This is a genomic window from Streptosporangium sp. G12 (genome assembly GCF_052983175.1).
Window position 1 is genome coordinate 46,447 of record NZ_JBRIQO010000012.1, and the last position, 25,161, is coordinate 71,607.

24 protein-coding genes and 1 riboswitch are annotated in these 25,161 nt (G+C 72.2%); of the genes, 13 read left to right on the top strand and 11 right to left on the bottom strand.

The window, feature by feature from the left end; all coding sequences use genetic code 11:
* Positions 1-39 precede the first annotated feature (39 nt).
* Positions 40-600 carry a TetR/AcrR family transcriptional regulator gene (locus ACVCAG_RS19275; RefSeq protein WP_440084686.1) on the bottom strand — a complete coding sequence of 187 codons (561 nt, stop codon included), beginning with the start codon at positions 598-600 and terminating at the stop codon, positions 40-42.
* Between the two features lie 81 nt (positions 601-681).
* Between ACVCAG_RS19275 and ACVCAG_RS19280 the strand changes: the two genes are divergently transcribed.
* Positions 682-2,301: an MFS transporter gene (locus tag ACVCAG_RS19280; RefSeq protein WP_440084687.1), complete on the top strand. Its 1,620-nt coding sequence runs from the start codon at positions 682-684 to the stop codon at positions 2,299-2,301.
* 205 nt (positions 2,302-2,506) lie between these two features.
* Here ACVCAG_RS19280 and ACVCAG_RS19285 read toward each other — a convergent pair whose 3' ends face one another.
* The 3 genes from ACVCAG_RS19285 to ACVCAG_RS19295 form a co-directional block, all read right to left on the bottom strand.
* Positions 2,507-3,010: an RICIN domain-containing protein gene (locus tag ACVCAG_RS19285; protein WP_344749122.1), complete on the bottom strand. Its 504-nt coding sequence runs from the start codon at positions 3,008-3,010 to the stop codon at positions 2,507-2,509.
* A gap of 220 nt (positions 3,011-3,230) precedes the next feature.
* Entirely contained in the window at positions 3,231-4,154 is a 924-nt protein-coding gene (locus ACVCAG_RS19290) for a tetrahydrofolate dehydrogenase/cyclohydrolase catalytic domain-containing protein (RefSeq protein WP_440084688.1), read from the bottom strand.
* A gap of 14 nt (positions 4,155-4,168) precedes the next feature.
* A riboswitch (ZMP/ZTP riboswitch) is annotated at positions 4,169-4,251 on the bottom strand.
* A 10-nt stretch (positions 4,252-4,261) separates the two neighbouring features.
* Positions 4,262-5,458, bottom strand: a complete 1,197-nt coding sequence (locus tag ACVCAG_RS19295; protein ID WP_440084689.1) for a pyridoxal phosphate-dependent aminotransferase — start codon at positions 5,456-5,458, stop codon at positions 4,262-4,264.
* A 212-nt stretch (positions 5,459-5,670) separates the two neighbouring features.
* On the opposite strand from ACVCAG_RS19295, the gene ACVCAG_RS19300 reads away from it, so the two are divergent.
* From ACVCAG_RS19300 to ACVCAG_RS19325, 6 genes are all read left to right on the top strand, one after another.
* On the top strand, positions 5,671-7,665 hold the full coding sequence (locus ACVCAG_RS19300) for a substrate-binding domain-containing protein (protein WP_440084690.1): 1,995 nt from the start codon (positions 5,671-5,673) through the stop codon (positions 7,663-7,665).
* A gap of 48 nt (positions 7,666-7,713) precedes the next feature.
* Entirely contained in the window at positions 7,714-9,126 is a 1,413-nt protein-coding gene (locus ACVCAG_RS19305) for an extracellular solute-binding protein (protein WP_440084691.1), read from the top strand.
* A 125-nt stretch (positions 9,127-9,251) separates the two neighbouring features.
* Positions 9,252-10,322 (top strand): DUF418 domain-containing protein, encoded by a 1,071-nt coding sequence (locus ACVCAG_RS19310; protein WP_440084692.1) that lies wholly within the window; start codon positions 9,252-9,254, stop codon positions 10,320-10,322.
* Positions 10,319-11,113, top strand: coding sequence for a carbon-nitrogen hydrolase family protein (locus ACVCAG_RS19315; RefSeq protein ID WP_362680824.1), 795 nt, complete (start codon positions 10,319-10,321; stop codon positions 11,111-11,113). Before ACVCAG_RS19310 ends, ACVCAG_RS19315 begins: the two co-directional genes overlap by 4 nt.
* Before the next feature lie 10 nt (positions 11,114-11,123).
* A complete protein-coding gene (locus ACVCAG_RS19320; protein ID WP_362834929.1) occupies positions 11,124-11,585 on the top strand; it encodes a hypothetical protein in 462 nt (153 codons plus the stop codon).
* Positions 11,582-12,013: a hypothetical protein gene (locus tag ACVCAG_RS19325; RefSeq protein WP_440084693.1), complete on the top strand. Its 432-nt coding sequence runs from the start codon at positions 11,582-11,584 to the stop codon at positions 12,011-12,013. The genes ACVCAG_RS19320 and ACVCAG_RS19325 overlap by 4 nt, the downstream gene beginning before the upstream one ends.
* Before the next feature lie 147 nt (positions 12,014-12,160).
* Here the strand turns inward: ACVCAG_RS19325 and ACVCAG_RS19330 are convergent, their stop codons facing one another.
* The 4 genes from ACVCAG_RS19330 to ACVCAG_RS19345 all read right to left on the bottom strand — a co-directional run bounded on the left by ACVCAG_RS19330 (position 12,161) and on the right by ACVCAG_RS19345 (position 17,534).
* Positions 12,161-13,678, bottom strand: coding sequence for an MFS transporter (locus ACVCAG_RS19330; protein WP_440084694.1), 1,518 nt, complete (start codon positions 13,676-13,678; stop codon positions 12,161-12,163).
* Between the two features lie 117 nt (positions 13,679-13,795).
* Entirely contained in the window at positions 13,796-15,292 is a 1,497-nt protein-coding gene (locus tag ACVCAG_RS19335; RefSeq protein ID WP_440084695.1) for a carboxyl transferase domain-containing protein, read from the bottom strand.
* Positions 15,293-15,341: 49 nt separating this feature from the next.
* Positions 15,342-16,505: a CoA transferase gene (locus ACVCAG_RS19340; RefSeq protein WP_440084696.1), complete on the bottom strand. Its 1,164-nt coding sequence runs from the start codon at positions 16,503-16,505 to the stop codon at positions 15,342-15,344.
* Between the two features lie 375 nt (positions 16,506-16,880).
* Positions 16,881-17,534 carry a TetR/AcrR family transcriptional regulator C-terminal domain-containing protein gene (locus tag ACVCAG_RS19345; RefSeq protein WP_440084698.1) on the bottom strand — a complete coding sequence of 218 codons (654 nt, stop codon included), beginning with the start codon at positions 17,532-17,534 and terminating at the stop codon, positions 16,881-16,883.
* 75 nt (positions 17,535-17,609) lie between these two features.
* Here ACVCAG_RS19345 and ACVCAG_RS19350 point away from each other — a divergent pair, with 75 nt between their 5' ends.
* Positions 17,610-18,767 carry a hypothetical protein gene (locus ACVCAG_RS19350; RefSeq protein ID WP_440084699.1) on the top strand — a complete coding sequence of 386 codons (1,158 nt, stop codon included), beginning with the start codon at positions 17,610-17,612 and terminating at the stop codon, positions 18,765-18,767.
* 143 nt (positions 18,768-18,910) lie between these two features.
* Here the strand turns inward: ACVCAG_RS19350 and ACVCAG_RS19355 are convergent, their stop codons facing one another.
* Positions 18,911-19,114, bottom strand: coding sequence for a cold-shock protein (locus ACVCAG_RS19355; RefSeq protein WP_049562746.1), 204 nt, complete (start codon positions 19,112-19,114; stop codon positions 18,911-18,913).
* A gap of 229 nt (positions 19,115-19,343) precedes the next feature.
* On the bottom strand, positions 19,344-19,598 hold the full coding sequence (locus tag ACVCAG_RS19360) for a hypothetical protein (protein WP_440084700.1): 255 nt from the start codon (positions 19,596-19,598) through the stop codon (positions 19,344-19,346).
* A gap of 124 nt (positions 19,599-19,722) precedes the next feature.
* Between ACVCAG_RS19360 and ACVCAG_RS19365 the strand changes: the two genes are divergently transcribed.
* The 5 genes from ACVCAG_RS19365 (at position 19,723) to ACVCAG_RS19385 (ending at position 23,074) form a co-directional block, all read left to right on the top strand.
* On the top strand, positions 19,723-20,532 hold the full coding sequence (locus tag ACVCAG_RS19365) for a TetR/AcrR family transcriptional regulator (protein WP_447190098.1): 810 nt from the start codon (positions 19,723-19,725) through the stop codon (positions 20,530-20,532).
* A gap of 110 nt (positions 20,533-20,642) precedes the next feature.
* The gene (locus tag ACVCAG_RS19370) at positions 20,643-21,077 is read left to right on the top strand and encodes a GntR family transcriptional regulator (RefSeq protein ID WP_440084702.1); all 435 of its coding nucleotides are present in this window, start codon (positions 20,643-20,645) and stop codon (positions 21,075-21,077) included.
* Entirely contained in the window at positions 21,074-21,955 is an 882-nt protein-coding gene (locus ACVCAG_RS19375; RefSeq protein WP_447190099.1) for an ABC transporter ATP-binding protein, read from the top strand. The genes ACVCAG_RS19370 and ACVCAG_RS19375 overlap by 4 nt, the downstream gene beginning before the upstream one ends.
* 150 nt (positions 21,956-22,105) lie before the next feature.
* A complete protein-coding gene (locus ACVCAG_RS19380) occupies positions 22,106-22,609 on the top strand; it encodes a hypothetical protein (RefSeq protein WP_447190100.1) in 504 nt (167 codons plus the stop codon).
* Between the two features lie 63 nt (positions 22,610-22,672).
* A complete protein-coding gene (locus tag ACVCAG_RS19385; RefSeq protein ID WP_447190101.1) occupies positions 22,673-23,074 on the top strand; it encodes a hypothetical protein in 402 nt (133 codons plus the stop codon).
* A gap of 48 nt (positions 23,075-23,122) precedes the next feature.
* On the opposite strand, the gene ACVCAG_RS19390 is transcribed toward ACVCAG_RS19385, so the two are convergent.
* Positions 23,123-25,003 carry a hydantoinase B/oxoprolinase family protein gene (locus ACVCAG_RS19390; protein ID WP_440084705.1) on the bottom strand — a complete coding sequence of 627 codons (1,881 nt, stop codon included), beginning with the start codon at positions 25,001-25,003 and terminating at the stop codon, positions 23,123-23,125.
* Between the last annotated feature and the right edge of the window lie 158 nt (positions 25,004-25,161).

Here is a 25,161-nt window from a genome sequence, read left to right on the forward strand (position 1 = left end):
CCGGATGATCGCGGATGGCGCCGGGACGGGCCCCGCGCCTCATATCCCGAGGCAGGCCTCGAAGACGGCGGTGAGGCGGGCGACCACGGCCTCGTGGTCGGGGACCGCGGCGGCGTCGGGACCGTAGAGCTGGCGCATCGTGCCGGTGCCGGTGACGAGCGCGGTGGCGACCGTCGCCCGGAAGGCCGCGTCGGGACCGGAGAGCCGCGCCGACAGGGGTTCCAGGATCGCCGAGCTGACCCGGTCGCGGATGATCTCGTGGATCTCCGGGGAGCTGGACGACCGGATGAGCGCGGCGAGCACCACGCTCCCCTGGTCGGAGCGGAGCCGGTCGGCGACGTACTCGGCCAGGCGGCGGGGCAACTCCTCCTCGGGCCCCTCCAGGACGCCGGGGAAGCGCCCCTGCATCGCGAGCACCTCGGCGAACAGCTCCCGCTTGCTGCCGAAGTAGCGGTTGATCAGCGCGATGTTGGCATCCGCCTCCGCGGCGATCGCCCGCATCGTCACCTGGTCGTACCCGAGGTCGGCGAACAGCCGGCGGGCGGCGTCGAGGATGCGCCGCCTGGTGCCCTCCCTGTCGCGCTGCCGTGTCTCGTCCACCTACGGGATCCTTCCAGATTTGACGAGTAAACAAGCGTCTACTAACTTCATATGTACCGTACATGTATTGGGGGAAGGTTCATGCCGACCGAACAACAGATCCAGGCCGAGGCCGCACCGGGTTTCACCCACAGACAGGTGCTGGAGATCCTGGCCGGACTGATGCTCGCCATGCTGACGTCGATGATCTCGACCTCCGTGGTGGGAACCGCGCTGCCGACCATCGTCGGCACGCTCGGCGGTCAGGACCAGCTCGCCTGGGTGGCCAGCGCGACCCTGCTGACCATGACCGCCTCCACCCCGATCTGGGGCAAGCTCTCCGACCTCTACGGCCGCAAGCTCATGTTCCAGGTCGCGCTGGTCGTCTTCCTGCTGTCCTCCGTCGCCGCCGGCTTCTCCCAGGACATGGGCCAGCTCATCGCGGCCAGGGCGGCGCAGGGCATCGGCGCCGGCGGCCTCGCCGCGCTGCCGCAGATCATCCTCGGCGACGTGGTCGAGCCCCGCGAGCGCGGGCGTTACTCCGGCTACATCGGCGCGGTCTTCGGCGTCTCGACGGTGACCGGCCCGCTGCTCGGCGGGTTCATCGTGGACAACATGTCCTGGCGATGGACCTTCTGGATCTGCGTGCCGCTGGCCGTGGTCGCGTTCGTCGTCATCCAGAAGGTGCTGAAGCTGCCGCTCGTCCGCCGCGACACGAAGATCGACTGGTGGGGCGCGACCTTCATCACCGGCGGCACCACCGCGCTGATGCTGCTGCTCTCCCTCGGGGGCAAGGAGTTCGGCTGGAACTCCGCGTGGACCTACGGCCTGGGCGCACTCAGCCTGGTGATGTTCGGCCTCGCCGTCGTCGCCGAGCGCGGTGCCGCCGACCCGATCCTGCCCCCGCACCTGTTCCGCAACCACACCTTCGTGCTCACGTCCGTCGCCTCCCTGCTGGTCGGCGCGGCGATGTTCGGCGCGCTGATGTTCCTGCCGCAGTATCTGCAGATCGTCAAGGGCATGAGTCCCACCGGTTCGGGCCTGATGACCCTGCCCCTGGTACTCGGCCTGCTCACCTCCTCGATCCTGACCGGCCGGTTCGTCAGCCGGACGGGCCGATGGAAGATCTTCCCCGTCGTGGGCATGCTGCTGGTCGCGGTCGGCCTGTTCCTGCTCTCCCGTCTGCACGTCGACAGCTCGCTGGTGATCGTCGGCCTCGACAACGCGGTGCTCGGCATCGGGCTCGGCGCCTCCATGCAGATCCTGATCCTGGCCGCCCAGAACGCGGTGACCCGCGCGAACCTCGCCTCGGCGACCTCCGGGGTGTCGTTCTTCCGCTCCCTCGGCGGCGCGGTGGGCGTCGCGGCCTTCGGCGCGATCCTGTCCAACCGGCTCACCGCGGAACTGATCTCCCTGGCGAAGGCGGCACACCTGCCACTGAGCGGCGGCGCGGTCCCCGGCCTCGGCTCCCCCGAGGCCATCCACAATCTTCCCGCGCCGGTCCTGGAGGTCATCCTGGAGGCCTTCACCCGGGCGATGAGCGCGGTCTTCGTGGTCGGCGTCCCGATCGCCGTCCTGGCCTCGGTTGCCGCCCTGATGCTCAAGGAGATCCCCCTGCGCTCGGCGCGGACCGCCACCCCGGCGGCCACCGCCGGCCCGGCCTCCCCGCCGGTCGCCACGACCGATCCGGCCTCCCCGCCGACCGTCGCGGGAAGGCGGTGACACCCCCGCGCCGCTCGGGGCCGGCCCGCTCTCCGGCCGGCCCCGGGCCCTCTCACGCCCGCCTCACCCGAACCGCCCGCCCCTGGACGGGGGCGATCCTCCCGGCGGCGCCGCGAGGATCGCCCCCCTTCCCCGTCCGGGGGTCAGGCCCCGGCGCGGGAAGACGGCGGATACGGCCCGTACCGCCACCCGCGGGCGGCGGCCGTCAGAGCGTCCACTTCTGGTTGGCCCAGCCGTTGCAGTTCCACAGCTGTACTTTGGTCCCGTTCGCGTTGATGGTCCCCAGGTCCGCGTCCAGGCAGCGCCCGTTGTACATGCTGTAGATCGTGCGACTCGTCGCGTCGTAGATCCATTTCTGGTTGGCCCAGCCGTTGCAGTCCCAGAGCTGCACCTTGGTCCCGTTCGCGTTGATGGTGCCGAGGTCGGCGTCCAGACAGCGGCCGTTCTCCTTGCTGTGGATCGTGTGACTGGACACGTCGTAGCTCCACGACTGGTTGTCCCAGCCGTTGCAGCCCCACAGTTGCACCTTCGTCCCGTTCGGGCCGATGGTGCCGAGGTCGGCGTCCAGACAGCGCCAGTTCTGGTGGCTGCGAATGGGACCCCAGGCCGCGGACTCCGAACCCGAGGCGGTCGCCGCGCCGGGGACGAACCCCGCGCAACCGAGCGCGACCGCCGCCGCCGACGCCAGCACCCTGAATCTCCGTCGCATCGTCGATGCTCTCCTTCCTGCGAATCACGGCAGTGTGGAGAGCGGCGCACGCCACCGGGAGGAAACCGCCCAGCCCGATCCACCCCGCACCGCGCGTACCGCTCCCGCGAGCACGCCCGGCCATCACTCTCCGCAGCAGAAGGTACACGCAGAGAGATCGATTCCGGGTCGGCGACACGGCGACCGGCGTTTCGCGGGGCGCGGGCGTCCTCCGGGCGGGCTACCTGGGCCCCTCCCCCGCGGGGGATCCCGTGGCGCGCTCGGCCGCCGTGATCGCGTTGCGGAACAGCATCGCGACCGTGGTGGGCCCGACCCCGCCGACCCTGGGGGTGATGGCCCCGGCCACCCGGGCGCAGGACTCGTCGACGTCGGGCAGCAGGCGCCTGCCCTCGTAGCGCACCCCGCCCCCGATGACGACGGCGCCGGGCTTGACGTGCTCGGGCTGGACGATCCCCGGCACCCCCGCGGCGGCGACCAGGACGTCGGCGCGCCGCGTGTAGCGGGGCCAGTCGCCCACCCCGGTGTGGACGACGGTGACCGCGGCGTTCGCCGTCGGGCGCTTCTGCGCGAGGAGGATCGACAGGGGGCGGCCGAGGGTGGCCCCGCGGCCGAGGACGACCACCTCCCGGCCCGCCACCGGGATGTCGTAGTACGCGAGCAGCGCCTCGATCCCGGCGGGCGTGCACGGCAGCGGGCCGGGGAGCTCCAGCGCCAGCCGCCCGATGTTGAGCGGGTGCATGCCGTCGACGTCCTTGTCCGGATCCATGACCTGCAGGGCCCGGTCGTAGTCGAGGTGCTTGGGGACGGGGTGCTGCACGAGCAGCCCGTGCACCGCCGGGTCGTCGTTGAAGGCGGTGATGACCGCGTGCAGGTCGGCCTGGGTGGCACTCGCGGGCAGGTGCTCGTGCGGCGAGGCGAAGCCGAGCTCGGCGGCCTGCCGCTGCTTGATGCGGATGTATCCGGCGCTGGCGTCGTCGTCACCGACCAGGACCGTCGCCAGGCTCGGGGTGACGCCCTCGCGGGTCAGGGCGGCCACCCGCGAGGCCACGTCGGCGAGGATCCTCTCGGCCACCGGGCCGCCCGGGAGAAGCCGGGCGGACGGCGCGCTCTCGGACTCCGGGCCGTTCGCTGCGAACTGGGACATGCGTGTCCTCTCGGCGTGGGCGCCCAGGCGGTCGACTCCCACGACGAGCTCCCCGATGGTTGATGCCATCCCCTAGCCGCCAGTCGCGTCATCCCCAGGATGCCCGATCACCCCCCGCCGGGTCGAACCGCCCCCGCCGCCGCGCCGAGACCGGCCAGGCGGCTCACGGCCTCGTCGATGACCTCGTCCCGCTTGCAGAAGGCGAAGCGGACGAAGTGCCTGCCGCGTTCGGGGCGGGCGTAGAAGACCTGGGTCGGGATGGCGACCACGCCCGCCAGGGACGGCAGCTCGCGGGTCAGGGCGAGACCGTCGGTGAAGCCCAGGGGCCGGATGTCGGTCTGCACGAAGTAGGTGCCCGCGGGGCGGTAGACCTCGAAGCCCGCCGCGGACAACCCCGCCGTCAGGCGGTCGCGCTTGGCCTCCAGGGCCGCCCGCAGGGAGGAGACCCAGTCGAGCTCGTGGCGCAGGCCGTGGGCGACGGCGAGCTGCCAGGGCGCGGCGGCGGTGAAGGTGAGGAACTGCTTGACGGTCTGCACGGCCCTGACGAGCTCGGGCGGCGCGCAGATCCAGCCCGTCTTCCAGCCGGTGACCGAGAAGGTCTTGCCCGCGGAGGAGATCATCACGGTGCGTTCGCGCATGTCCGGCAGGGTGGCCACCGGCACGTGCTCGACACCGCCGAAGGTGAGGTGTTCGTAGACCTCGTCGGTGACGGCCACCAGGTCGCGCTCCAGGCACAGGCGGGCGATCTCGTCCAGCTCGGCGCGGGTGAAGACCGTACCGGTGGGATTGTGCGGGGAGTTGACCAGGACGGCCCGGGTGCGCGGTCCGGCGGCGGCGCGCAACTCGGCGGGGTCGAAGGTGAAGCGGCCCTCGACCGGGCGCAGGGTGACCGGGCGGAGCACGGCCCCGGCGAGGGCGACGGCGGCGGCGTAGGAGTCGTAGTACGGCTCGAAGACGATCACCTCGTCGCCGGGCTCGCACAGCGCGAGGATCGTCGCGGCGACGGCCTCGGTCGCGCCGACGGTGACGAGGATCTCGCCGTCGGGGTCGTAGTCGAGCCCGTAGTGGTCCTTGCGGTGCTCGGAGACGGCCCGGCGCAGCTCGGGCACCCCCGGCCCCGGCGGGTACTGGTTGGCGCCCTCGCGGATCGCCGACACCGCGCGCTCCAGCATCGCGGCGGGCCCGTCGGTGTCGGGGAAGCCCTGCCCGAGGTTGATCGAACCGGTCCGTAGAGCCAGCGCCGACATCTCGGCGAAGATGGTCGTGCCGAACTCGCGCATCCGCGCCACCAGAGGATCGCTCACGCGCTCCAGCGTAGTCCCGCCCCAGCCGGCGGCTCCCGGTGGCAAGCCGTCCGATCACCGCTCGCGCCGCCGCGCCACCGGGGAGATGCCGGGACGGCATGTGTTCGGCGAACCCCCGTTCCGTGGATCACCGAAACCCTCTCTCGGTGGTGATGGTCCGACGTAGGGTGAACGCGAAGTCTCGGGAAACCACCGGCGGAGACGACTGACAGATGGTGAACAGCGAGAAGACCGCGGAGACCTCGCCTTCGACGGACACCACCGGCTCGACGGAACGCGCGTGGCAGATGGTGACCGGTTTCTCCAACGCCCTCGTCCAGACACTGCTGGTGCTTCTCGCCCTCTCCATTTCCACGGTCTCGAAGGTGCTCCTGGTCTGCGGGATTCTCGCGCTGACGGCGCTGACCATCTTCCCCGGCCACCTGCTGAAGAGCACCGCCTGGCTGCGCCGCGCGATTCCGGAACGGCTGTACGGCCTTCTCGGGACGTTCTCCCAGTGGGTGCGCCAAGACGCCTGGTGGCTGCTCTCCGCCGGTGTCCTGGTCACCGTCGTCGTCACCCTGGCCGTCGTTCCCAAGGACGAGCCGTGGGTCACCTGCCGGATCCCCGACGAGGTCACGCTCCTGGCGTCCGCCGAGACCTCCCCGGCCATCCAGCGGGCGGCCGGGGAGTTCATGGCGGGGAAGACCGACTGGTGGGGCTGCCGTCAGATGAACATCAACGTCAGCGGGCTGCGCGCCGACGAGGTGCGGGACCGGCTGGGCGACTGGACGTTCCCCGTCCAGCCGGCGACCGGGCGGACGGCCCCGCGACCCCCGGGCGCCCGGCCCGACGGGTGGATCGCCGACTCCCCGCAGGAGATCGACTACCTGGACAGGGGCGCGGACGGCATGTCGGCGTTCGGCGCGCGGACGGTCGTCGCGACCTCGCCCCTGGTCATCGCCGCGCCGGAGGAGCTCGCCGAGGAGCTCACCGAGGCCAACAGGAAACCGGGAGACCGCGACTGGGCCGACCTGCTGCGAGGCAGGCCGGGCGCCCGGCAGGTCGTGCGCACCCACCCGCTGGCCTCCAACGTCGGCCTGATGGCCACGGCCGCCGCCCCCGGCCGCGCGGAGGGGCTGTCCACGAAGGTACGGCCGGGCGACGACGTCCGCGACGTGATGTGCCGGTACGCGGGCTCCCTCGACACGTCCGCGATGGTCCTGACCGAGCAGCAGTTCCACGAGCTCAACGTCTCCCTGTCGGGCGCCGACCCCGCGCTCCCCGCGTCGGGCGGCTGCGCCGTCCCCGGCGCGGGCTCGCCGGGTGCCGCCGCCGCGCCGGGGAGCGCCGGGGAGAGGCCGCCGCGGCTGACCGCCGTCTACCCGAGGGGCGGCCACGCCATGCGGTACGCCTGCGTCTCCAAGCGGTGGCCGGACCTGAGGCGGCCCCCCGCCGTCGAGCGGACGGTCGAGGAGTTCTGCGACTTCCTGCGGGAGGCCCTCCCCCGCTACGGATTCCGTGACGCCGAGGGCCGCCTGAACGTCGGGAGGCTGCCGGCGAAGGCACCCTGGCTGAGGCCGGGCGCGCCGGTGGCGGCGAACTGGAAGCCGGACATCTCCAAACTGCTGTACAAGCTGGCGACCCCGCTCGCCGACCACGTGCTCGTCGTGGTCGACGTCTCCGGATCGATGGCGGGCAACAGGGTGAACGACGGCAGGTCACGCCTGGAGGCGGCGATCCAGGTGGCCCAGCTCGCCGTCACGTCCAGGCGCGGTGAGCTGACCACGGGGATCATGACGTTCTTCCCTGACGACGACGACGGCCGCGGTGTCCCCCTCGCGCCCGTCGCCGACGAGGGAAGGGCTCTCGCCGACAGGCTCACCGCCGTCCAGAAGGCCTACCGGGACAGCTCGCACCGCGATCCCCCGATGCGCCCCATCATCAGGGACGCGCTCGGCCAGATGGCGAGGATCGGTGACCCCGGGGAGCGGAAGGCCGTGCTCGTACTCACCGACGGGGGGAGCCCTCACGGGCTGACCGGCCGGGACATCAGGGAACACGACGGTGTCCGCCTGCTGATGCTCTCCTTCGACCTGCACGGCTGCGCCACGTCCCCGCTGCCGAAGCTCAGGGACGAGGGCCTGATGTCCTGCTACGACGCGAGCACCGACCCCGACCAGAAGCTGGACGACGCGTTCACCGAACTCCGGACGGTCACCGATTGACGTCCTCCCCGGGGCCGAGGCCCGAGGTCTCCACACTGGAGGTATCCGATGAGCCGCCCCTCGCCGTCCACCACGTCCGCCTCGGGTGGGACGGGCGGGCGGGGCACGCCCTCCGGGGCGGAGCCGGTCGGCCACGGGGTGATCCTTCTCCTCCTGCTGCTCGTCCTTCTGCCCTCCCTGGGGGCGAGCGCCGCGCCCACCCCGCCCCCCGGCCCGCCCAGGGACGACTGCGTCCTGCGCATCGCCAGCGGCGCCGACGTCTCGGGAGGGGCCCGTGAGCGGGCGCTCCAGGCCGTCTGGAACGGCGTCGGCGGCAGGCCCCGGGCGTGCTTCGTGGCGATCTCCTCGGTCGCGGACGAGCAGCGCAGCGCGATGATCTCGGCCGCCCAGTCGAAGGCCGGGCACTACGACGTGTACAACCTCGACATCCAGTGGATCCCCGAGTTCGCCGAGGGGGGCTACCTGCGCCCGATCGACACCTCCGAGCACGGCGGGACCAACGACTTCCTCTCCCAGATCTGGTCCGCGGGCGCCTGGGACGGCGTCCAGTACGCGGTGCCGTTCAACACCGACGTGGGACTCCTCTACCACCTCGACGACCTGCGGGAGCCGAAGGACTGGCGGGACATGACCGGCCTCGCGAAGGCGCGCCGCGCCGGCCCCGGCTCCACCGTCCTCGGACTCACCGGACAGTTCGCCTCCTACGAGGGGCTCACGGTCAACGCCCTGGAGGCGATCTGGGCCAACGGCGGGGACGTGGTCGACGCGAACGGCCGCGTGGTGATCACCCAGAAGGAGGGCGTGGAGGCCGTCGGACGGCTCATCGAGACGGTGCGGGCCGGCGTGATCTCCGGGGAGACCCTCGGCAGCACGGAGACGGAGTCACTGACCGCCTTCCGCAAGAGGCACGCGCTGTTCCTGCGGCACTGGCCCTCCGCCCACGAGGTGCTCTCCGGGGAGTCGAAGTCGGGAGGGGTCGCCTTCCGCGCGGCACCGCTGCCCTGGCAGGGAGTCCTCGGCGGCCAGTACCTCGCCGTCTCCCGGCACACCGTCCGGCGCGACGCCGCGCAGCAACTGGTGGCGGCGCTGACCGGCGGGGAGGCGGCCAGGCTGCTCTACCACTGCGGCGGGTTCGCCCCGGCCAGGGTCTCCGCGCTCTACGCACAGCCGGAGAGCGGCTGCGGCGGCCCGTCGCCCGCGGCGACCCCGCCCGGCCCCACCCCCTCCCCCGCCGCCGAGCCCGAGTCCGAGAGCGTGCGGCCCGACACGCTGCTGCGCGCGCTGACACAGGCCAGGGCCCGCCCGCCCTCCCCGTACTACAGCCAGTTCAGCCGGGTCTTCCGCACGGAGGTCCACGAGCTGCTCGGCTGCTGGTCGCTCGGGCGCAAGGGCTGCGAGGACGCGGGGACGTTCACGGCCGGCCTCGCCCCCAAGCTGAGAAAAGCGCTGGCCGGCGGCTGACCCGGCCGGGAGCGACGCCGCCGGTCCGCCGGATGCCGCTGCCCGCCACTCCGGCCGTCCGGGCGCCGGTCAATAGCCGGGGTCGTCTATGCGTGATGGATTATGGGGTGGTACGTCTATTTCCTGTGACCCGACCGACCCAACCGACCGGCCCGCCCGACCCGGCCGACCCGAGTGGACCGCCCGACCCGGCCGACCCGAGCGGACCGGCCCGACCGATCGAACCGGCGGGACCGGCAGGGCCGGCAGGGCCGGCCCGGCTCCACGCGCTCGACGCGCTCCGCGGCTTCGCGGTGTGCGGGATCATGGTGGTCAACACCTGGCAGCACACGCGTGACCACCTGGGCGAGTCCGATCGCAACGCGGTCGACTGGGCGCTCGACAACCTGCTGCAGAGCAGGTTCTACCCGATCTTCTCGTTCCTGTTCGGGCTGAGCTTCGTCCTCTTCCTGAGGTCGGCGGCCGACCGGACCGAACACCCCTGGGCCGTGCTGCTGCGCAGGCTGGCGGTGCTCGCCGCCCTCGGCGCGGTCCACCAGCTCTTCAACTCGGGCGAGGTGCTCCTGCCTTACGCGATCTTCGGGGCGTTGGTCCTGCTGCCCGCCTCGTTCCTCCCCCGGCCCGCGGTGGCGGTGCTGGGCGTCGCCCTCACCGCGTGGGCGGTGTACCAGGGCGGCGGGATCATCCTCGTTCCCGGCCTGTTCCTGCTGGGCATGCTCCTGATGGAGCGCCCGCCGCCCGGGTGGCTGCTGCCGCCGGCGTTCGTGGCGAGCGCGGTGCTGGGCGTGACGCTCACCTGGCTCTGGCTGCGCATCGCCAAGGACCCCCTCCTCTTCCACGCGTCCGTCCACGCGGCCGCCGGGCTCGCCGTCGCCACGGCCTACGGCACCGGGCTGCTGCTCCTGCTGCGGACCCGGCTGCGCGGCCCGCTGCTGTCGGTCCTGGCCCCGCTCGGCCGGATGGCGCTGACGAACTACCTGGTGAGCACCCCGATCATCCTGATCTTCGTACCCCTGCTCGTCGCGGACACGACCCGGCTCGCCGGCGTGGCGCTCTCCGTCGCCGTCCTGGCGCTTCAGGTGCTGTTCAGCCGCGCGTGGCTGGCCAGGTTCAGGTACGGGCCGCTGGAATGGGCGTGGCGGAGCCTGACGTGGATGGAACGAGTGCCGAACAGACGGATAGGGTCACATCCGTGACGCGCATCGCCCTCTGCCAGATCCCGGTGGCCGAAGACCCCGCCGCCAACCTCAGCCGTGCCCGCGACGCCCTCGCCGAGGCCGCCGCGGGCGGCGCCGAGCTGGCGATCCTCCCCGAGGCCGCCCTCACCCGGTACGGCAAACGCGTCACCGACCTCGCCCAGCCGCTGGACGGGCCGTTCGTCACCGGGCTGGCCGCGGCGGCGCGGGAGCACGGCCTGTCGGTGATCGCGGGGGTGTTCGAACCCGGCGAGGACCGGGTCCACAACACCGCGGTCGCCATCGGCCCCTCGGGCTCGATCGAGGCGGCCTACCGGAAGATCCATCTGTTCGACTCCTTCGGCGCCCGCGAGTCAGAGCTGGTCGCGCCGGGCGACACGCCGGTCGTGGTGGAGCTGGCCGGGATCCGGGTGGGCCTGGTCACCTGCTACGACATCCGCTTCCCCGAGCTCACCCGGGCCCTGGTCGACCTGGGGGCCGAGATGTTCGCGGTGATAGCCGCATGGGGTTCGGGGCCGATGAAGGAGGAACACTGGACCACCCTCGTCAGGGCCCGCGCGATCGAGAACACCACCTGGGTCGCGGCCGTGGGCCAGGCGCCGAACCCGGAGGCCCGCGACGGCTTCGGGATCGGGCGGAGCATGCTGGTCGATCCGATGGGAGTGGTACGCACCGATATGGGACCCACAGCCGCCGTGCAGACGTGCGAAATCGACGCGCAGATCACGATTGCCACCCGGAATGCCCTGCCGTGCCTGGAACACCGGCGGCTCCAGGTCGGCGGATCGTAAAATGCCGACCGTGAGTGAGCCACCTGGGCGTAGAACGCAGATGCAGAAGGTCATACCGCCTCGGCTGCTCGTGCCCTATCTGGCCGGCAGACGCACCGTGATCTCCGGGTACGTCTACCGGGTTCAGGACTGCGCGCGGCTGACCACCCCCGCGCAGCTCTTCGCCGGCCTCGACCTGGGGTTCGAGGGCTCGGAGCTGACCGCGACGGTCCCGGAGATCTATCTGATGCGCTGGTTCGCCCGCGACATGGACGCCTACGTCGTGCCGTACGGCCCGCACATGGGCGGTGACTGGAACGATTCACCGCCCTTCACCGGAAACGGCTTCACCACCTCGCGGGAGCACGTCGTGCCGCAGTTCCACACCACGCCCATGCCGATCCCCGCGGGAGCCGAGATCATCCACGTGGTCCCCGGCGAGGAGCGCCTCTTCGGCCTCTACGACGGCCTGAGCTGGCGGCCCGCCTCATGAGCGCCGAGATCGAGCCGGTGGCCTCGGGGTTCGCCGCCCGCTACCTGGGCCGTACGTACGCCGCGGCCCTCGGGCCCGGCAGCGCCGAGGTGGTGCTGTTCAACGAGGAGGCGCAGAAGGGCTTCGAGGCGGCCACCGGCTACTGGCGGCTGGTCGTCGCCCGGGAGGACCTCGACTGGCTGGTGCTGGTCCGCACGGTCGGCGCGTTCGGCGGGGAGCCGTGCCTGGTCCTCGACGTCTCCGAGGAGAACGGCGAGGAGAGCCTGCACATCGCCTACACCGGGCACAGCGGGATGAAGGCCGAGGCACTGGGCTACTGGATGGTCGACCACGGGGCGTACGAGGTCGTCGTCCCCCGCGACGAGGTCTTCTCCATCAGGATCGAGCGCCTGCCCGTCCCGCTCACCCCGGAGGGCGCCGAGCCGTAACGCTCTCGGCACGTCCGCGGAGCGGGCTCACCGGCCGACCGGAAACCGCAGGGCGGCCCCACTGACCGGCCGGCCGACCAGGAGTCCCGAGCCGGGCCCGCCCGCTGACCGGCCGGCTCGTCGGCCCGTCGGCCGGCCGGGAGCGTCTCACCGCCCGGCGTCCTCGCGGAGCAGGATCACCACCAGCAGGGCGACGCCCGCCATCAGGACGGCGCTGATCGCCGCGGTCAGGTGGAAGCCCTGGACGAACGCGGTGCGCGCCGTGTCGAGGAGTCCGGACGCGAGCCGCCCGGGAAGGCTCCCCGCGACCGCCACCGCGGCGTTGAGGTTGTCGCGGGCGGCCTCGGGAACCTCCGCCGGCGAGATCCGGCTCCGGTAGACCGCGGTGATGACGCTGCCGAGGACCGCGATGCCGAGCGCGCCGCCGAACTGGGGCGCCACCGAGGCGATCGCCGCCGCGGCACCGGCCCGGTGAGGCGGCGCGGAGCCGACGACCAGGTCGGTGGCGAGCGCCATCATCGGCCCCAGCCCTGCGGAGACGACCACGGCCCCGGACACGAGGACGGCGAGCCCGCCCGTCCCCTGCGTCCGGGTGAGCACGAGATAGCCGGCCGCGGACACGGCCAGGCCCGTGGCGATCACGACGGAGGGCGGGATCCTCCGCGCGACCCGGGGCGCCAGGAGGGAACCGGCGATGACCCCCGCCGCCGAGGGCGCCGTCCACAGGCCCGCCTCCAGGGGCGACAGGCCGTGCACCAGCTGCAGGTACTGCGCGACGGCGTAGTTGGAACCCCACAGCACGAAGATGCCGAACGCCAGCGTGGCGGCCGCGGCACTGAACGTCCGTCCGGCGAACAGCCGCAGGTCGACGAGGGGATCGGCCAGCGTACGCTGCCTGCGGACGAACGCCGCCGCCAGCGCCAGCCCGGCCACGACCGCGACCGCGGACGTCATCTCCGGGCCGTCGGCCGCGATCCGCTTGAGCCCGTAGACCAGCGGCAGCACCGCGCCCAGTGACAGCAGCGCGCCGGTGACGTCCAGCCGCCCCGCGGCGGCGTCCCTGCGCTCCGGCAGCAGCAGCGGGCCCGCGACCAGCAGCACCGCCATGAAGGGTACGGCCAGCAGGAACGCCGACCCCCACCAGAAGCGTTCCAGCAGCCATCCCCCCACCAGCGGGCCGATCGCGGTGCCTCCCGAGACGCTGGCCACGATGACCCCGATGGCCGTCGCCCGCTGCCGCGGATCGGAGAACATGGACGTGGCCAGGGAGAGCGTGGAGGGCATCAGGGTCGATCCGGCGACCCCCATCAGCCCCCGGGCGACGATCAGGCTCCCGGCGTCGGGCGCGTAGGCGGCCAGGACCGAGGCGAGGCCGTACGCCACCGCCCCGATCAGCAGCAACCGGCGGCGGCCGATCCGGTCACCGAGCGCGCCCATGGTGATGAGCGACCCGGCCAGCAGGAAGGCGTAGACGTCCACGATCCACAGTGACTGGGTGCCGCTCGCCGCCAGGTCCCTGCCGATGGCGGGCAACGCGAGGTTCGTGACGGTCAGTTCGAGGGAGGCGAGGAGGGCGGGCAGCGCCAGCACGGCGAGGCCGGCCCACTCCCGCCGCCCGGCCGTAACCGGCGTGGCCGGCGTCGAAGGCGTGATCGGTGTGGTCATGGTCATCAGGATGAGACCTCAACCAAAGTTCAGGTCAACCGCCGGCGGCCACGCCCAGGCCCCGGGGACGTCCGGCATCCGTACGGGTGACGCCGCCGTCCCCCGGGCCGGGAATCCTCAGCTCACGCCGAGCCGCCGGTAACGGGCCAGCCTGGCGGCGAGGCGGTCGGCGGGGGCCTGGCCCAGCAGTCCCGCGATCTCGTGCTCCAGGGTGCGCGCGACCCGGACGCAGAACGCCTCCGGCTCGTAGGCGGCGTCGGGGAACTCCGGGATGATCCGGTCGACGAGGCCGTCCCTGCGCAGGTCGGTGGACCTCACCCCCTGCGCCGCGGCGATCTCCGGGGCGAAGTCGACGCTCCGGTACAGCAATGCCGAGGCCCCCTCGGGAGACAGCGGCGACAGCCAGCCGTGCTGGGCGCACAGCACCCGGTCGGCGGGGAGCAGCGCGAGCGCGGCACCGCCCGCCCCCTCTCCCAGCAGCAGGCACACGGTCGGGGCGTCGAGCATCACCAGATCGGCCACCGAACGGGCGATCTCCGCGGCCAGGCCGCCCTCCTCGGCCGCCTTGGACAGCGCGGCCCCGGCGGTGTCGATCACGGTGACCAGCGGCAGCCCCAGCTCGGAGGCGAGGCGCATGCCCCGCCTGGCGACCCTGAGCCCGGCCGGGCCGAGCGGGGCGTCGATCCGCTGGTGCCGCCGGTCCTGGCCGAGCACGATCGCGGGAGCCTCGCCGAACCTGGCCAGGGCGAGGATCAGCCCGGGGTCGTTCTCGCCCACGCCGGTGCCGTTGAGCGGGGTGACGTCGGAGGCGCCGAGCTTGAGCAGCGCCCGCACCCCGGGGCGGTCGTCGCGGCGGGAGCGGCTGATCGCGTCCCACGCCTGGACCGTCGGGACCCGCTCGTCCGGCTCGGGCCCGGGGTCCAGGTCCCGGCGGGGGGCGCACAGCACGGCGAGCGCCCGTATCGCGACCCGGCGGGCGTCCTCCGCCGACACGACCGCGTCGACCAGGCCGTGGGCGAAGAGGTTCTCGGAGACCTGGACGCCCTCGGGGAACGGGTAGCCGTGCAGCGACTCGAACACCCTCGGCCCCAAAAACCCGATCAGCGCGCCGGGCTCGGCGGCGGTGACGTGCCCGAGCGACCCCCAGGAGGCGAAGACACCTCCGGTGGTGGGGTGGCGCAGGTAGACGACGTACGGCAGCCCCGCGGCGCGGTGCGCGGCCACCGCGGCGGTGATCTTCACCATCTGGACGAAGGCCACCGCGCCCTCCTGCATCCGGGTTCCGCCCGAGGCGGGGGCGGCCAGCAGCGGGAGCCCCTCGGCGGTGGCCCGCTCGACCGCGGCGGTGAGCCGCTCGGCGGCGGCCACCCCGATCGAACCGGCCAGGAAGGAGAACTCGCACACGACGATCGCCACCCGGCGCCCGTCCAGCAGGCCCTCCCCGGTGATCACCGACTCGTCGTATCCCGTCTTGCCCCGGACCGCGGCCAGCTCCTCGGCGTACCCCGAACCGGGCGCGGCGGGGTCGGCGGGCGGCTCGTCCCACGACAGCCACGTACCCGGGTCGAGGAAGGTGCCGATCAGCGTGCGCGCGTCGGGCCGTGCCGGGGTCATACCCGCGCTCCGCGGGACGGCGTCCGGGCGTGGACGGGGGGTGTGCCTGTCATCGCTCGCGCGCCTCCAGCCAGGCGAGGACCTCGTCGTCGTGCTCGCCGAGAGCGGGCGGGGCGCCGTGGCGCATGGGAGGGTCTCCGTCGAAACGGAGCGGCGGTCCGGGCAGCTCGATGGTGCCGAGCACGGGATGGTCCACCTCGACGACCAGGCCCTGGGAACGGGTCTGGTCCCAGGCGTAGACCTCGTCGAGGGACCTGATGGCCCCGGCGGGCACCCCGGCCTCGCCGAGCGCGGCCAGCCAGTGGGCCCGGTCGTGCTTGGTGAGCGCCCGCTCCATGTCGGAGATCAGTTCATCCCGATGCGTAAATCTTTCCCTGTTATTCGCATATTTAGTGACATATGGGTCGACGTCCAACCCGAGCAGGGCGGCGACCTTGTGCCACTGCGTGTCGTTCGCCGCCGCGATCTGGATCATGCCGTCGGCGCAGCGGAAGGCGCCGTACGGGGCGATGGAGGCGTGGTGGTTGCCGCCCGCCCGGGACACCTGGCCGCCGACCGTCCAGGCCGTCCCGTGGTAGGAGTGCACCCCGGTCACCGCGGCCAGCAACGAGGTCCGCACCACCTTGCCCCGCCCGGTCCGCTCCCGCTCGTAGAGCGCGGCGACCACCCCGTACGCGCCGTGGATACCGCCGAGCAGGTCCGCGACCGAGGCGCCCACCCGGTACGGCTCCTCGGGCGACGGGCCGGTCAGGCTCATCAGCCCCGCCTCGCCCTGCGCGATCTGGTCGTAACCGGGCCTGCCGCCCTCCGGGCCGTCGTGGCCGAACCCGGTGATCGACAGGATGACCAGGCGGGGGTTGAGCTCGTGCAGCCGCTCGACGGAGAAGCCCAGCCGGTCCATGACCCCGGTGCGGAAGTTCTCCACCAGCACGTCGCTCTGCCGCACCAGACGCTCGACGAGCGACCTGCCCTCGGCGGACTTGAGATCAATGGCGATTGACTGTTTGTTGCGGTTGGCCGCCAGGAAATAGGTGGAGATGTCCTGGTCGGGGCCCACGAACGGCGGACCCCAGCCCCGCGAGTCGTCACCTCCCGCGGGATGCTCCACCTTGATCACCCGGGCGCCCAGGTCACCGAGCATCTGCGCGGCGTGCGGGCCCGCGAGCGCGCGAGAGAGATCGAGGACGACGATGTCGCCGAGTGCTCCCTGCAAGATCAACCTCCGGTGCGTGGCGGCCGGCCCGGCCGGCAAGGGCTCCCCGTTCCCGGCCCGTTTGCCATGAGACCACTTGGCACGACACCCGGACGGGGGCACACCCATGATCTCCCATACCGTCACCGAGCGGGACGGGAGGGGGCAAGATCATGAGGACGTGTTCGTCACGACCTCCCGTACGGCTCCGGCCGGGGAGAGCGGGGGCCGCCCACGCATCGGCACCTCGGAGGCGAAGGAACCGAGCACCGCAACATGTATCGGCCCTTCGAGGACGAACGAGCCGAGCACCGGGACGAGCCGGGGATCGAGGTACGGCAAAGGCCGGCGGGAGCGCGACGGCGACGCCGATCGACGGGTCCGCCCGGATGACGGTCACGGCAGGCGGGTGGCGATGCCGTCGAGGATGAGGTCGAGGCCGAGCAGGAACTGACCGTCGAAGTCGGAGTCGGTCACCTGGGCGAGGTGGGAGTGCTCGTCGAGGTAGCGGTCGACCCTGCCGCGGATCTCGGCGTCGGCCCCGGGGGTGCGGACCGTCGCCCACCAGGTGTTCTCGGCCGCGACGAAGCCGTTCACGTACGACGACAGCGTCCCGACGGCGGAGACGAGGGCGGGCCCGCTCAGCCCTGCGTCGGCCAGGACGGAGTAGAAGCGACGGGAGCGGGCCATCGCGTTCGGGCCGAGCAGGGGGCGGGTGGCGGTGAGCGCGGGCACCCAGGGATGGCGTCGCATGACGGCCCTGCTCTGGGTGAGCTGGCCGAGCAACGTGTCGCGCCACGAGCCGGCCTCCAGGAGTTCGATTCCGCCGATCACCTCGTCCAGAGCCAGGTCCAGCACGTCTTCCCTGCTCGTGACGTACTCGTAGAGCGACATCGTGCCCGCGCGCAGCCGGGCGGCCAGGGCCCGCATGGAGAATCCGGCCACACCCTCGCTGTCGAGCAGGGTGATGGCGGCCTCGACGACGCGTTCACGTGACAGACGCGGTTTTCGCGAGCGGTCCTCGTCACGGAACCAGATGGACTCCGGCATCTCCCCCTTCTTTCCGTGCACTGTACGGAAAACCGTACGGCTAGCTTAACCACCACCGAGACGAAGGAGGAACTCGTGGAATGGCAGCGTGCCTACGCGATGCTCGCGTTGCGGATCGACCGTCTGGCGGACGTCACCATGCTCATCTACCGGGGACCGGCCGGTTGGAGCGCCCAGGTCGACGCCCGGCCGCCCGCGTCCCCCGCGGAGCTGGTACGGGACGCCGACAGGCTGCTGGACAGCGCACCGTCCGCCTATCTGAGGGCTCACGTGCGTGCGATGCGGGCCGTTGCCGGTTACCTGAACGGTGCGCGGCTCCCGCCGGCCGAATACGCGGCGGAATGCCTGGGCCTGGAACCGCGCCGGCTGCCCGAGTCGGTGTTCGAGCAGGCGCACGCCGAGCTGGACGCCGCGTTGCCGAAGACCCCCGGCTCGCTGGCCGAGCGGTTTCGGGCATGGCAGGCTGCCCACACGCTGGAGCCGATCGAGCGGCTGCCGGATCTGGTGGCCAGGGCGGTGGCCGAGACACGTGCTCGTACCGGCACCATCATCGCGCTGCCCGAGGAGGAGGTCGTGAAGTGCCGGCTCGTGCGGGACGTGGCCTTTCACGGTGCGGGCGACTACGAGGGCGGGCTGAAGTCCACGATCCACATCAACCGAGCAATTCCCTTCAACCTGGCCGACCTGCTGTATCTCGTCGCGCACGAAGGCCACCCCGGTCACATCGCCGAGTCGATGCTGAAGGAGATCCACCCGGACCAGCGCGTGCGGTTCATGTTGTCGCCGTCGTTCGTGCTCAGCGAGGGGCTGGGGCTGCTGGCCGAGGAACTCCTGTTCCCCGGGGACGAGGCGCAGGCCTGGCTGAACGCGAACATCTTCCCGCTGGTGGGCATCCGGCCGGACGGGAGCGACTTCGCGGCGATCCACCATGCCAAGAACGTGCTGTGGGGCGTCTGGGGCAACGCGACGTTCCTGGCGGCCGAAGGACGGAGCGAGGCGGAACTGGCCGCCTATCTCACCCGGTGGGCGTTGTACAGCGAGGACGAGGCGGCACTCGCGCTCAGGGTGCTGAGGCCGTCGGCGATGAGTCCGTATATTTTTGGATATTTCCATGGATGGGAGCTGTTGCGGCCCTGGGCGACCAGCCCTGACCGGATCCGCCGCCTGCTCACCGAGCAACTGCTCCCCGCCGACATCCACGCGCCCGCGAGGACGACGCTCACCCGAGGTTGACCCGGGTCACCGGTTGTCGTCGGATTACGCCGACGAGGGGCCCCACCGCCCCGTGGATCCCGGCGTACGGACGGGGACGCGAAACGAGCCGGGGCCCGCACCTCAGAGAGGTGCGGGCCCCGGCCCGTGATGTGCCTGTGCTACTAGGCGGGAACGATGTTCTCCGCCTGCGGGCCCTTCTGGCCCTGCGTGACGTCGAAGGAGACCTTCTGGCCCTCCTGCAGCTCACGGTAGCCCTGGGCGGCGATGTTGGAGTAGTGGGCGAAGACGTCGGCGCCGCCGCCGTCCTGCTCGATGAAGCCGAAGCCCTTTTCCGCGTTGAACCACTTAACGGTGCCAGTCGCCATGATCATTCTCCTTCGATAGGGGGCAGAGCCGAGATCCACACCGCGTGGATCTCGCGTCGCCGCGATGAGCCCATCCGGAGATGACCGGGAAAACAAAATGCACCTGAAGGGTTATCCGTCAGGTGCACACAAAGTTTCATGGGTACCACAACCGCAACTACGTCCAGGCTAGCACCTGTCCGGACCAACGCACGAGTCCACCCCGGCCGGAATACGGAACCGGCGACGATCACCCGCCACCCGGCCGCTCCTCGCGCGCCAGAACCCGCTTGTGCGCGGCGTCCAGAACCGCGATCACGGCCAGGGCGGCGATCGTCGCGCCCGCCGCCGCGAGGTAGCACCAGGGGGCGGGCAGGTAGTTGGCCGCGGTCAGGACGTCGGGCGCCTTGTCGGTGAACACGCGGAAAACGATCGCCAGCGGCCCCTCCCAGACACCCGCGGCGAGCACCAGAAGCATCCCGAGCCGGTACCAGGCCTCGTTCATCGTCGACCTCCTCACGTCATGATCTGAGAACGATACGAACGTATCAAAAGGATGTTGACTGAAAAGCTTCTGATCTGGACAATTCTCGACTTACATCACAGATTATTGGGAATATGCTGTGAGGGTGCGTGACGAAAAGAGGGTGACCTGCCGGGTCTGCCGTGCCCCGCTGCCGGCGGCGACGCGGGGGCGTCCTCCGGCGTACTGCTCGCGCGGCTGCCAGGCGAAGGCGTACCGGCGGCGGAAGAACCCGCCCCCCGCGCCCCCGGCTCCCGAGCCGGGCGCGCGGTCGTCCAGGCGCCGCGAGATCAGCCAGGCGCTCTGGCGCGTCGCCGCCGAGCGCGGGCTGGACGCGGCGAGCATGCGGGAGGTCGCCGCCGAGGCCGGGGTGTCGCTGCGGGTGGTCCAGTACCACTTCGACAGCAAGCACCGGCTCCTCGTCTCCGCGCTCCGGCTGCTGAACGAGGACAACGAGCGGCACGCCCGGGCACGGATGGCCTCGGTCGACCCCTCCGACTCCCGTGCCCTGCTGGGGGCGATCCTGGCCGAGTTCCTGCCGCTGGACGACCAGCGCGGAGCGGCCCTGCGGGTGCTCGCCGCCTACTACGCCCGCAGCCTCACCGATCCCGCGCTGGCCTCGGTCTTCCTGCACGACGCCCAGCCTCTCGAACAGCTGGTCGCCGGTGTCATCGGGCAGGCGCAGCGCGAGGGTACGGCCGCGCCGGGGCTCGACCCGCGCCACGAGGCCGACCTCCTGGTGGCCGGGATCACCGGGCTGGGCATGGACGTCCTCCACGGACGGCGCACCGTGGCCGAGGTACGGCGGGCCATCGACTACCACCTCGGCCGCGTCTTCCCCACGAGCCGGGAAGGCGGCTCGGGCGCGGCCGGACCGCCCCGATCCGACGGCCCTCGAGCGGCCACCCCGCCCTGATCCGGCGCCTTCGCGTGACCGGGGCGCGCCGATCGTGAAGGCGTGCCCGGCGCGGCTTGACATTCCCCCACCCTGGCTCCACCCTTTCACTATTTAATTAGTGAAAGGGTGTGGCGTTGATCGAATTCCGCCTCGACCGGGGGTCGGGGGTGGCGACGTACCTCCAGCTGGTGCATCAGGTCCGGCACGCGCTGCGGCTCGGTGTGCTGCGGCCGGGTGACCGGCTGCCGACGGCCAGGGAGGTCGTGACCCAGCTGGCGATCAATCCGAACACCGTGCTGAAGGCGTACCGCGAGCTGGAGCGGGAGGGCCTGGTCAGCGGGCGGCCGGGGCAGGGCACGTTCGTGGAGCGGTCGCTGGGCCAGACCTCCATGGGCGACCGCGCGCGGTTGCGCGCCGACCTGGTGCGCTGGGTGCGCGACGGGCGCCAGGCGGGTCTGGACCTGGAGGATCTGGAGGCGCTGGTCGCCTCCGTCCTGACCGACCTCTCCCACGAGACCCCCGTGGCCCCCGGGGGCCACGGATCCCGCGAGGAGATCGCGTGAACGCGCTGGAGACCGAGGCCCTGGGCAGGTGTTACCGGCGGACCTGGGCGCTGCGCGACTGCTCGGTGGCGGTGCCGTCCGGGCGGGTGGTCGCGCTGGTGGGCCCCAACGGCGCGGGCAAGTCGACCCTGCTCCACATGGCCGTCGGCCTGCTCGCCCCGACCACGGGGACCGTGCGGGTGTTCGGCGAACCCGTGCGCGAGAACCTGTGGCGGATCGCGTTCATGGCGCAGGGCAAGCCGTTGTACGCGGGCTTCAGCGTGGCCGAGATGCTCAGGTTCGGGCGCGGGCTCAACCCCCGGTGGGACGACGCGGCGGCCAGGAGGCGGCTGGCGGAGCTGGACATCCCGCTCGGCCGCAGGGTCGGCAGGCTGTCGGGCGGGCAGCGGACGCAGGTGGCGCTCACCGTCGCACTGGCGAAGCGCCCGGACCTGCTGGTGCTGGACGAACCGCTGGCCGACCTCGACCCGCTGGCCCGCCAGGACGTGATGCGCGGCCTGATGGCGGCGGTCGCCGAGACAGGGCTGACCGTGTTGCTCTCCTCGCACGTGGTGTCGGAACTGGAGGGGACCTGCGACTGGCTGATGGTGGTCAACGGGGGCCGGGTCCAGGTCAGCGGCGACATCGACGAGCTGGTGGCCGGGCACCGCCTGCTGACCGGTCCCGCCGAGGGCGCCGACGCGCTCGCCGCCCGGCTGCCGGTGATCTCGCGGGGCGGGACGGGGCGGCAGGCCACCCTGCTCGTCCGGGACGGCACCCCGCCGCCCGACCCGCGCTGGACCACCCGCCCGGTGAACCTGGAGGAGACGGTGCTGGCCTATCTGCGCGCCCCGGACCTCGCGGCCCTCCCCCGCCCCACCCTGACCTCCACCCGCTGATCCTCCTGCCTCCGCCGTACGGAACCGGCACGAGACCGGCGGGTTCGCGCGGTCCCTCGTGCGAGACCGGTACCGGACCACCGGGTTCGGGCGGTCCCTCGTGCGGGACCACCCGGGTGAACCGGGCGTACCACCTGAAGGGATTCCTCCTTGCTCTGGCTGACCTGGCGACAGCATCGCGCGCAGATCCTGGCGACCTGCGGTCTGCTGCTCGCCCTGGGGGCGCTGCTGCTGATCTCCGGCCTGCGGGCGACCGCCTACATCGCCGGCCAGGCCCCGCCCGGCTGCCCCGGCTCCGCCGCCGCGTGCTCCGGCGTGAACTCGACGATCTACTACGACTACTACCATCCGGTCTTCATGGTCTTCGGCCTGCTTCCCGTCGCCGGGTCCGCGCTGGTCGGAGCCTTCTGGGGCGCGCCGCTGCTGGCGGCCGAGTTCGAACGCGGGACCGGCGCGCTGGCATGGACCCAGTCGGTCTCCCCTCTGCGGTGGCTCGTGACCAAGCTCTGCCTGCTCGGCGGCATGGTCGTGGCCGCCGCCCTGCTCCTGTCGGCGATGATCAGCGCGTGGCTGCCGGTGTTCCGCGACGCGATCGGCGACAAGTCGCTGGAACCCGGGACGTTCACCGTCATCGGCGTCGTCCCGGCCGCGTAGTGGCTGTTCGCGTTCGTCCTGGGCGCCGCCGCCGGGACGTTCTTCCGGCGCACCCTGGCCGCGATGGCGGTGACCGTGGCGCTGGTCGCGGTGGCCGTTCCGGCCGTCTTCTTCTCCCGCGACTCCTACGCCGAGCCGGTGCGTACCGTCACCACCGGCTGGACGGCACTCTACGAGGGCGGCGGCACCCTGGTCGGGGAGGCCTGGGTCACCCCCTCCGGCCGGGAGATCGCTGAGCCGCCGGCCGGCACCTGCCCGCCGCCCGCCGGGGTGGACGCCCGTTCGGAACGGGCCCAGCTGCTGAAGGAGGAGTGTCTGATCGACGAGGGTTACCGCAAGGCGGTCTACCACCATCCGGCCGACCGGTTCTGGCGCTTCCAGTGGACAGAGACCGGCATCCTGCTGGCCGGCGCCCTCGCCCTCGGCGGGCTCACCGTCACCCGCACCCTCCGCCACCGGAGGTGAACCGCCTCGCGAGTGCCCCGCGAGCGTCACATGAGCGCCCCGCGAGCGTCAGATGAGGTCCACCTCCGCGTACGGCAGGCCGCCCGACAGGGTGGGGAAGCCCGGACCCCGGTCGAAGAAGGGCCGGTCGGCCGGATCGGCCGGGAGGAGGGCGCGGAGCCCGGCGCGGCGGGTCGCGGTGGCCTCGGCGTCCACCCGGAGGTCGTCGGGGTCGCCGTACAGGACGACGCCGTAGTCGTCGCGGGCGCCCTCGGCGGAGACCTTGCCGTCGCGGACGTCGGCGGCCACCAGGGCGGGGTCGCGGTCCAGCGGGGAGCCCCAGCCGCCCCCGCCCGTGGTGCGCACCCGGATGATCTCGCCCGCGCGGACCGGCGAGTCGTCCACCAGGCCCTCCATCTCCCTGCCCTCGATCTCCACGACGAAGGGCCGTCCGGCGCGGCCGCCGTTCACGCCCCAGCACGACAGGATCGAGCGGTCGGCGATGGACATGAACGAGGCGTCGCGAAGCATCCGCAGGTGCTTGTCGTAGCCGAGGCCGCCCCGGTAGAGGCCGGGACCGCCGGAGTCGCGGGCCAGGCCGAGCCGCTCGACCCGGAACGGCCAGCGGGACTCGGCGAACTCGACCGGGATGTTGCGCGAGTCGGGCACCACGTGGATGGTGTCCTCGCCGTCGGCGTACCACCGGCCGCCGGAGCCGCCGCCGAGGACCTCCCTCATCAGGTACGGGGTGCCGTCGGCGCCGGCGCCGTAGACGCCGGTGTAGCGGATGGTCTCCTGGTCGGCGGGCATCCGGCCGCCGGTCGCCTTGGCCAGCACCCCGGCCAGCACGCCCAGCAGGCGCAGGATCACGAACGTGCGGGCGTTGGTGGGGGCGGGGAAGATCGGGGTGAGCAGGGTGCCCTTCTCGGGGAACCGCATCTCGATGAGGGGGACGACTCCCTCGTTGACGTCGAGTTCGGCCATCCGCTCGGGGGTGTCGGCCAGGTTGCGCAGGATCGGCGCCAGCCACTTCTTCAGGAACACCCCGTCGGCGTAGTCGCCCGCGTGGTTGATCGGGCCCTTGGCCTGCGGGGAGGTGCCGGTGAAGTCGATGACGAGCGGCACCTCTGCGGAGTGGTCGACGGTGAGGGTCATCCGCTGCGTGTGCAGGCGGGGCTCGTCGACGCCGTCGTGCTCGGCGTAGTCCTCCCACACGTGCGTGCCCTCGGGGATCTTGGCCAGCAGTTCCCTGCGGAACGTCTCGGTGGTGTTGGAGATGATCGCGTCGAAGCACGCCTCGACCGCCTCGCGCCCGTACCGGTCGAACAGCTCTCCCAGCCGCCGGGCGCCCATCAGACAGGCCGAGCACTCGGCGTCCAGGTCTCCGGCGAGGGAGTCGGGCATCCGGGAGTTGCGTGTCATGATCGTGAGTGCCGCCCGGTTGGGCACGCCCTCGTCCCACAGCTTGATCGGCGGGACCATCAGCCCCTCCTCGAACACGCTGCGCGCGTTGCTCGGCATGGAGCCCGGTACGGCCCCGCCGATGTCGTCGTGGTGGCCGAACGCCTGCACGAAGGCGACGACCTGCCCGTCGTGGAAGACCGGGACCGTCACGCACAGGTCGGGCAGGTGCCCGATGCCGCCCTCGGACAGGTAGACGTCGTTGTGGAAGAAGACGTCGCCGGGCCTCATCTCGCCGATCGGGAAGTCCCTGACGATCGGCTGGACCAGCGCCGAGTAGGACCTGCCGGTCAGCTTGCGCAGCCGTACGTCGTGGATGCCGGCGCGGAAGTCGTGCGCGTCGCGGATCATGGGTGAGCGGGCGGTACGGGCGATGGCCGTCTCGACCTCCATCTCCACCGACGCGAGCGTCCCCTCGACGATCTCCACCAGCACCGGGTCGGCCCCGCTCACCGGCCGCTCACCGTGCCGGGCTCGCTGCGTGCTCATCGGTCGCTCACCGCTCCTCGCCCACTCCGCGGGCCGCTCGTCCCTCGCGGACCACTCCGCTCACTGCGTCGGGTTCGCTCCGTGCTCATCCGTCGCTCACCGCTCCTCGCCCACTCCGCGGGCCGCTCGTCCCTCGCGGACCACTCCGCTCACTGCGT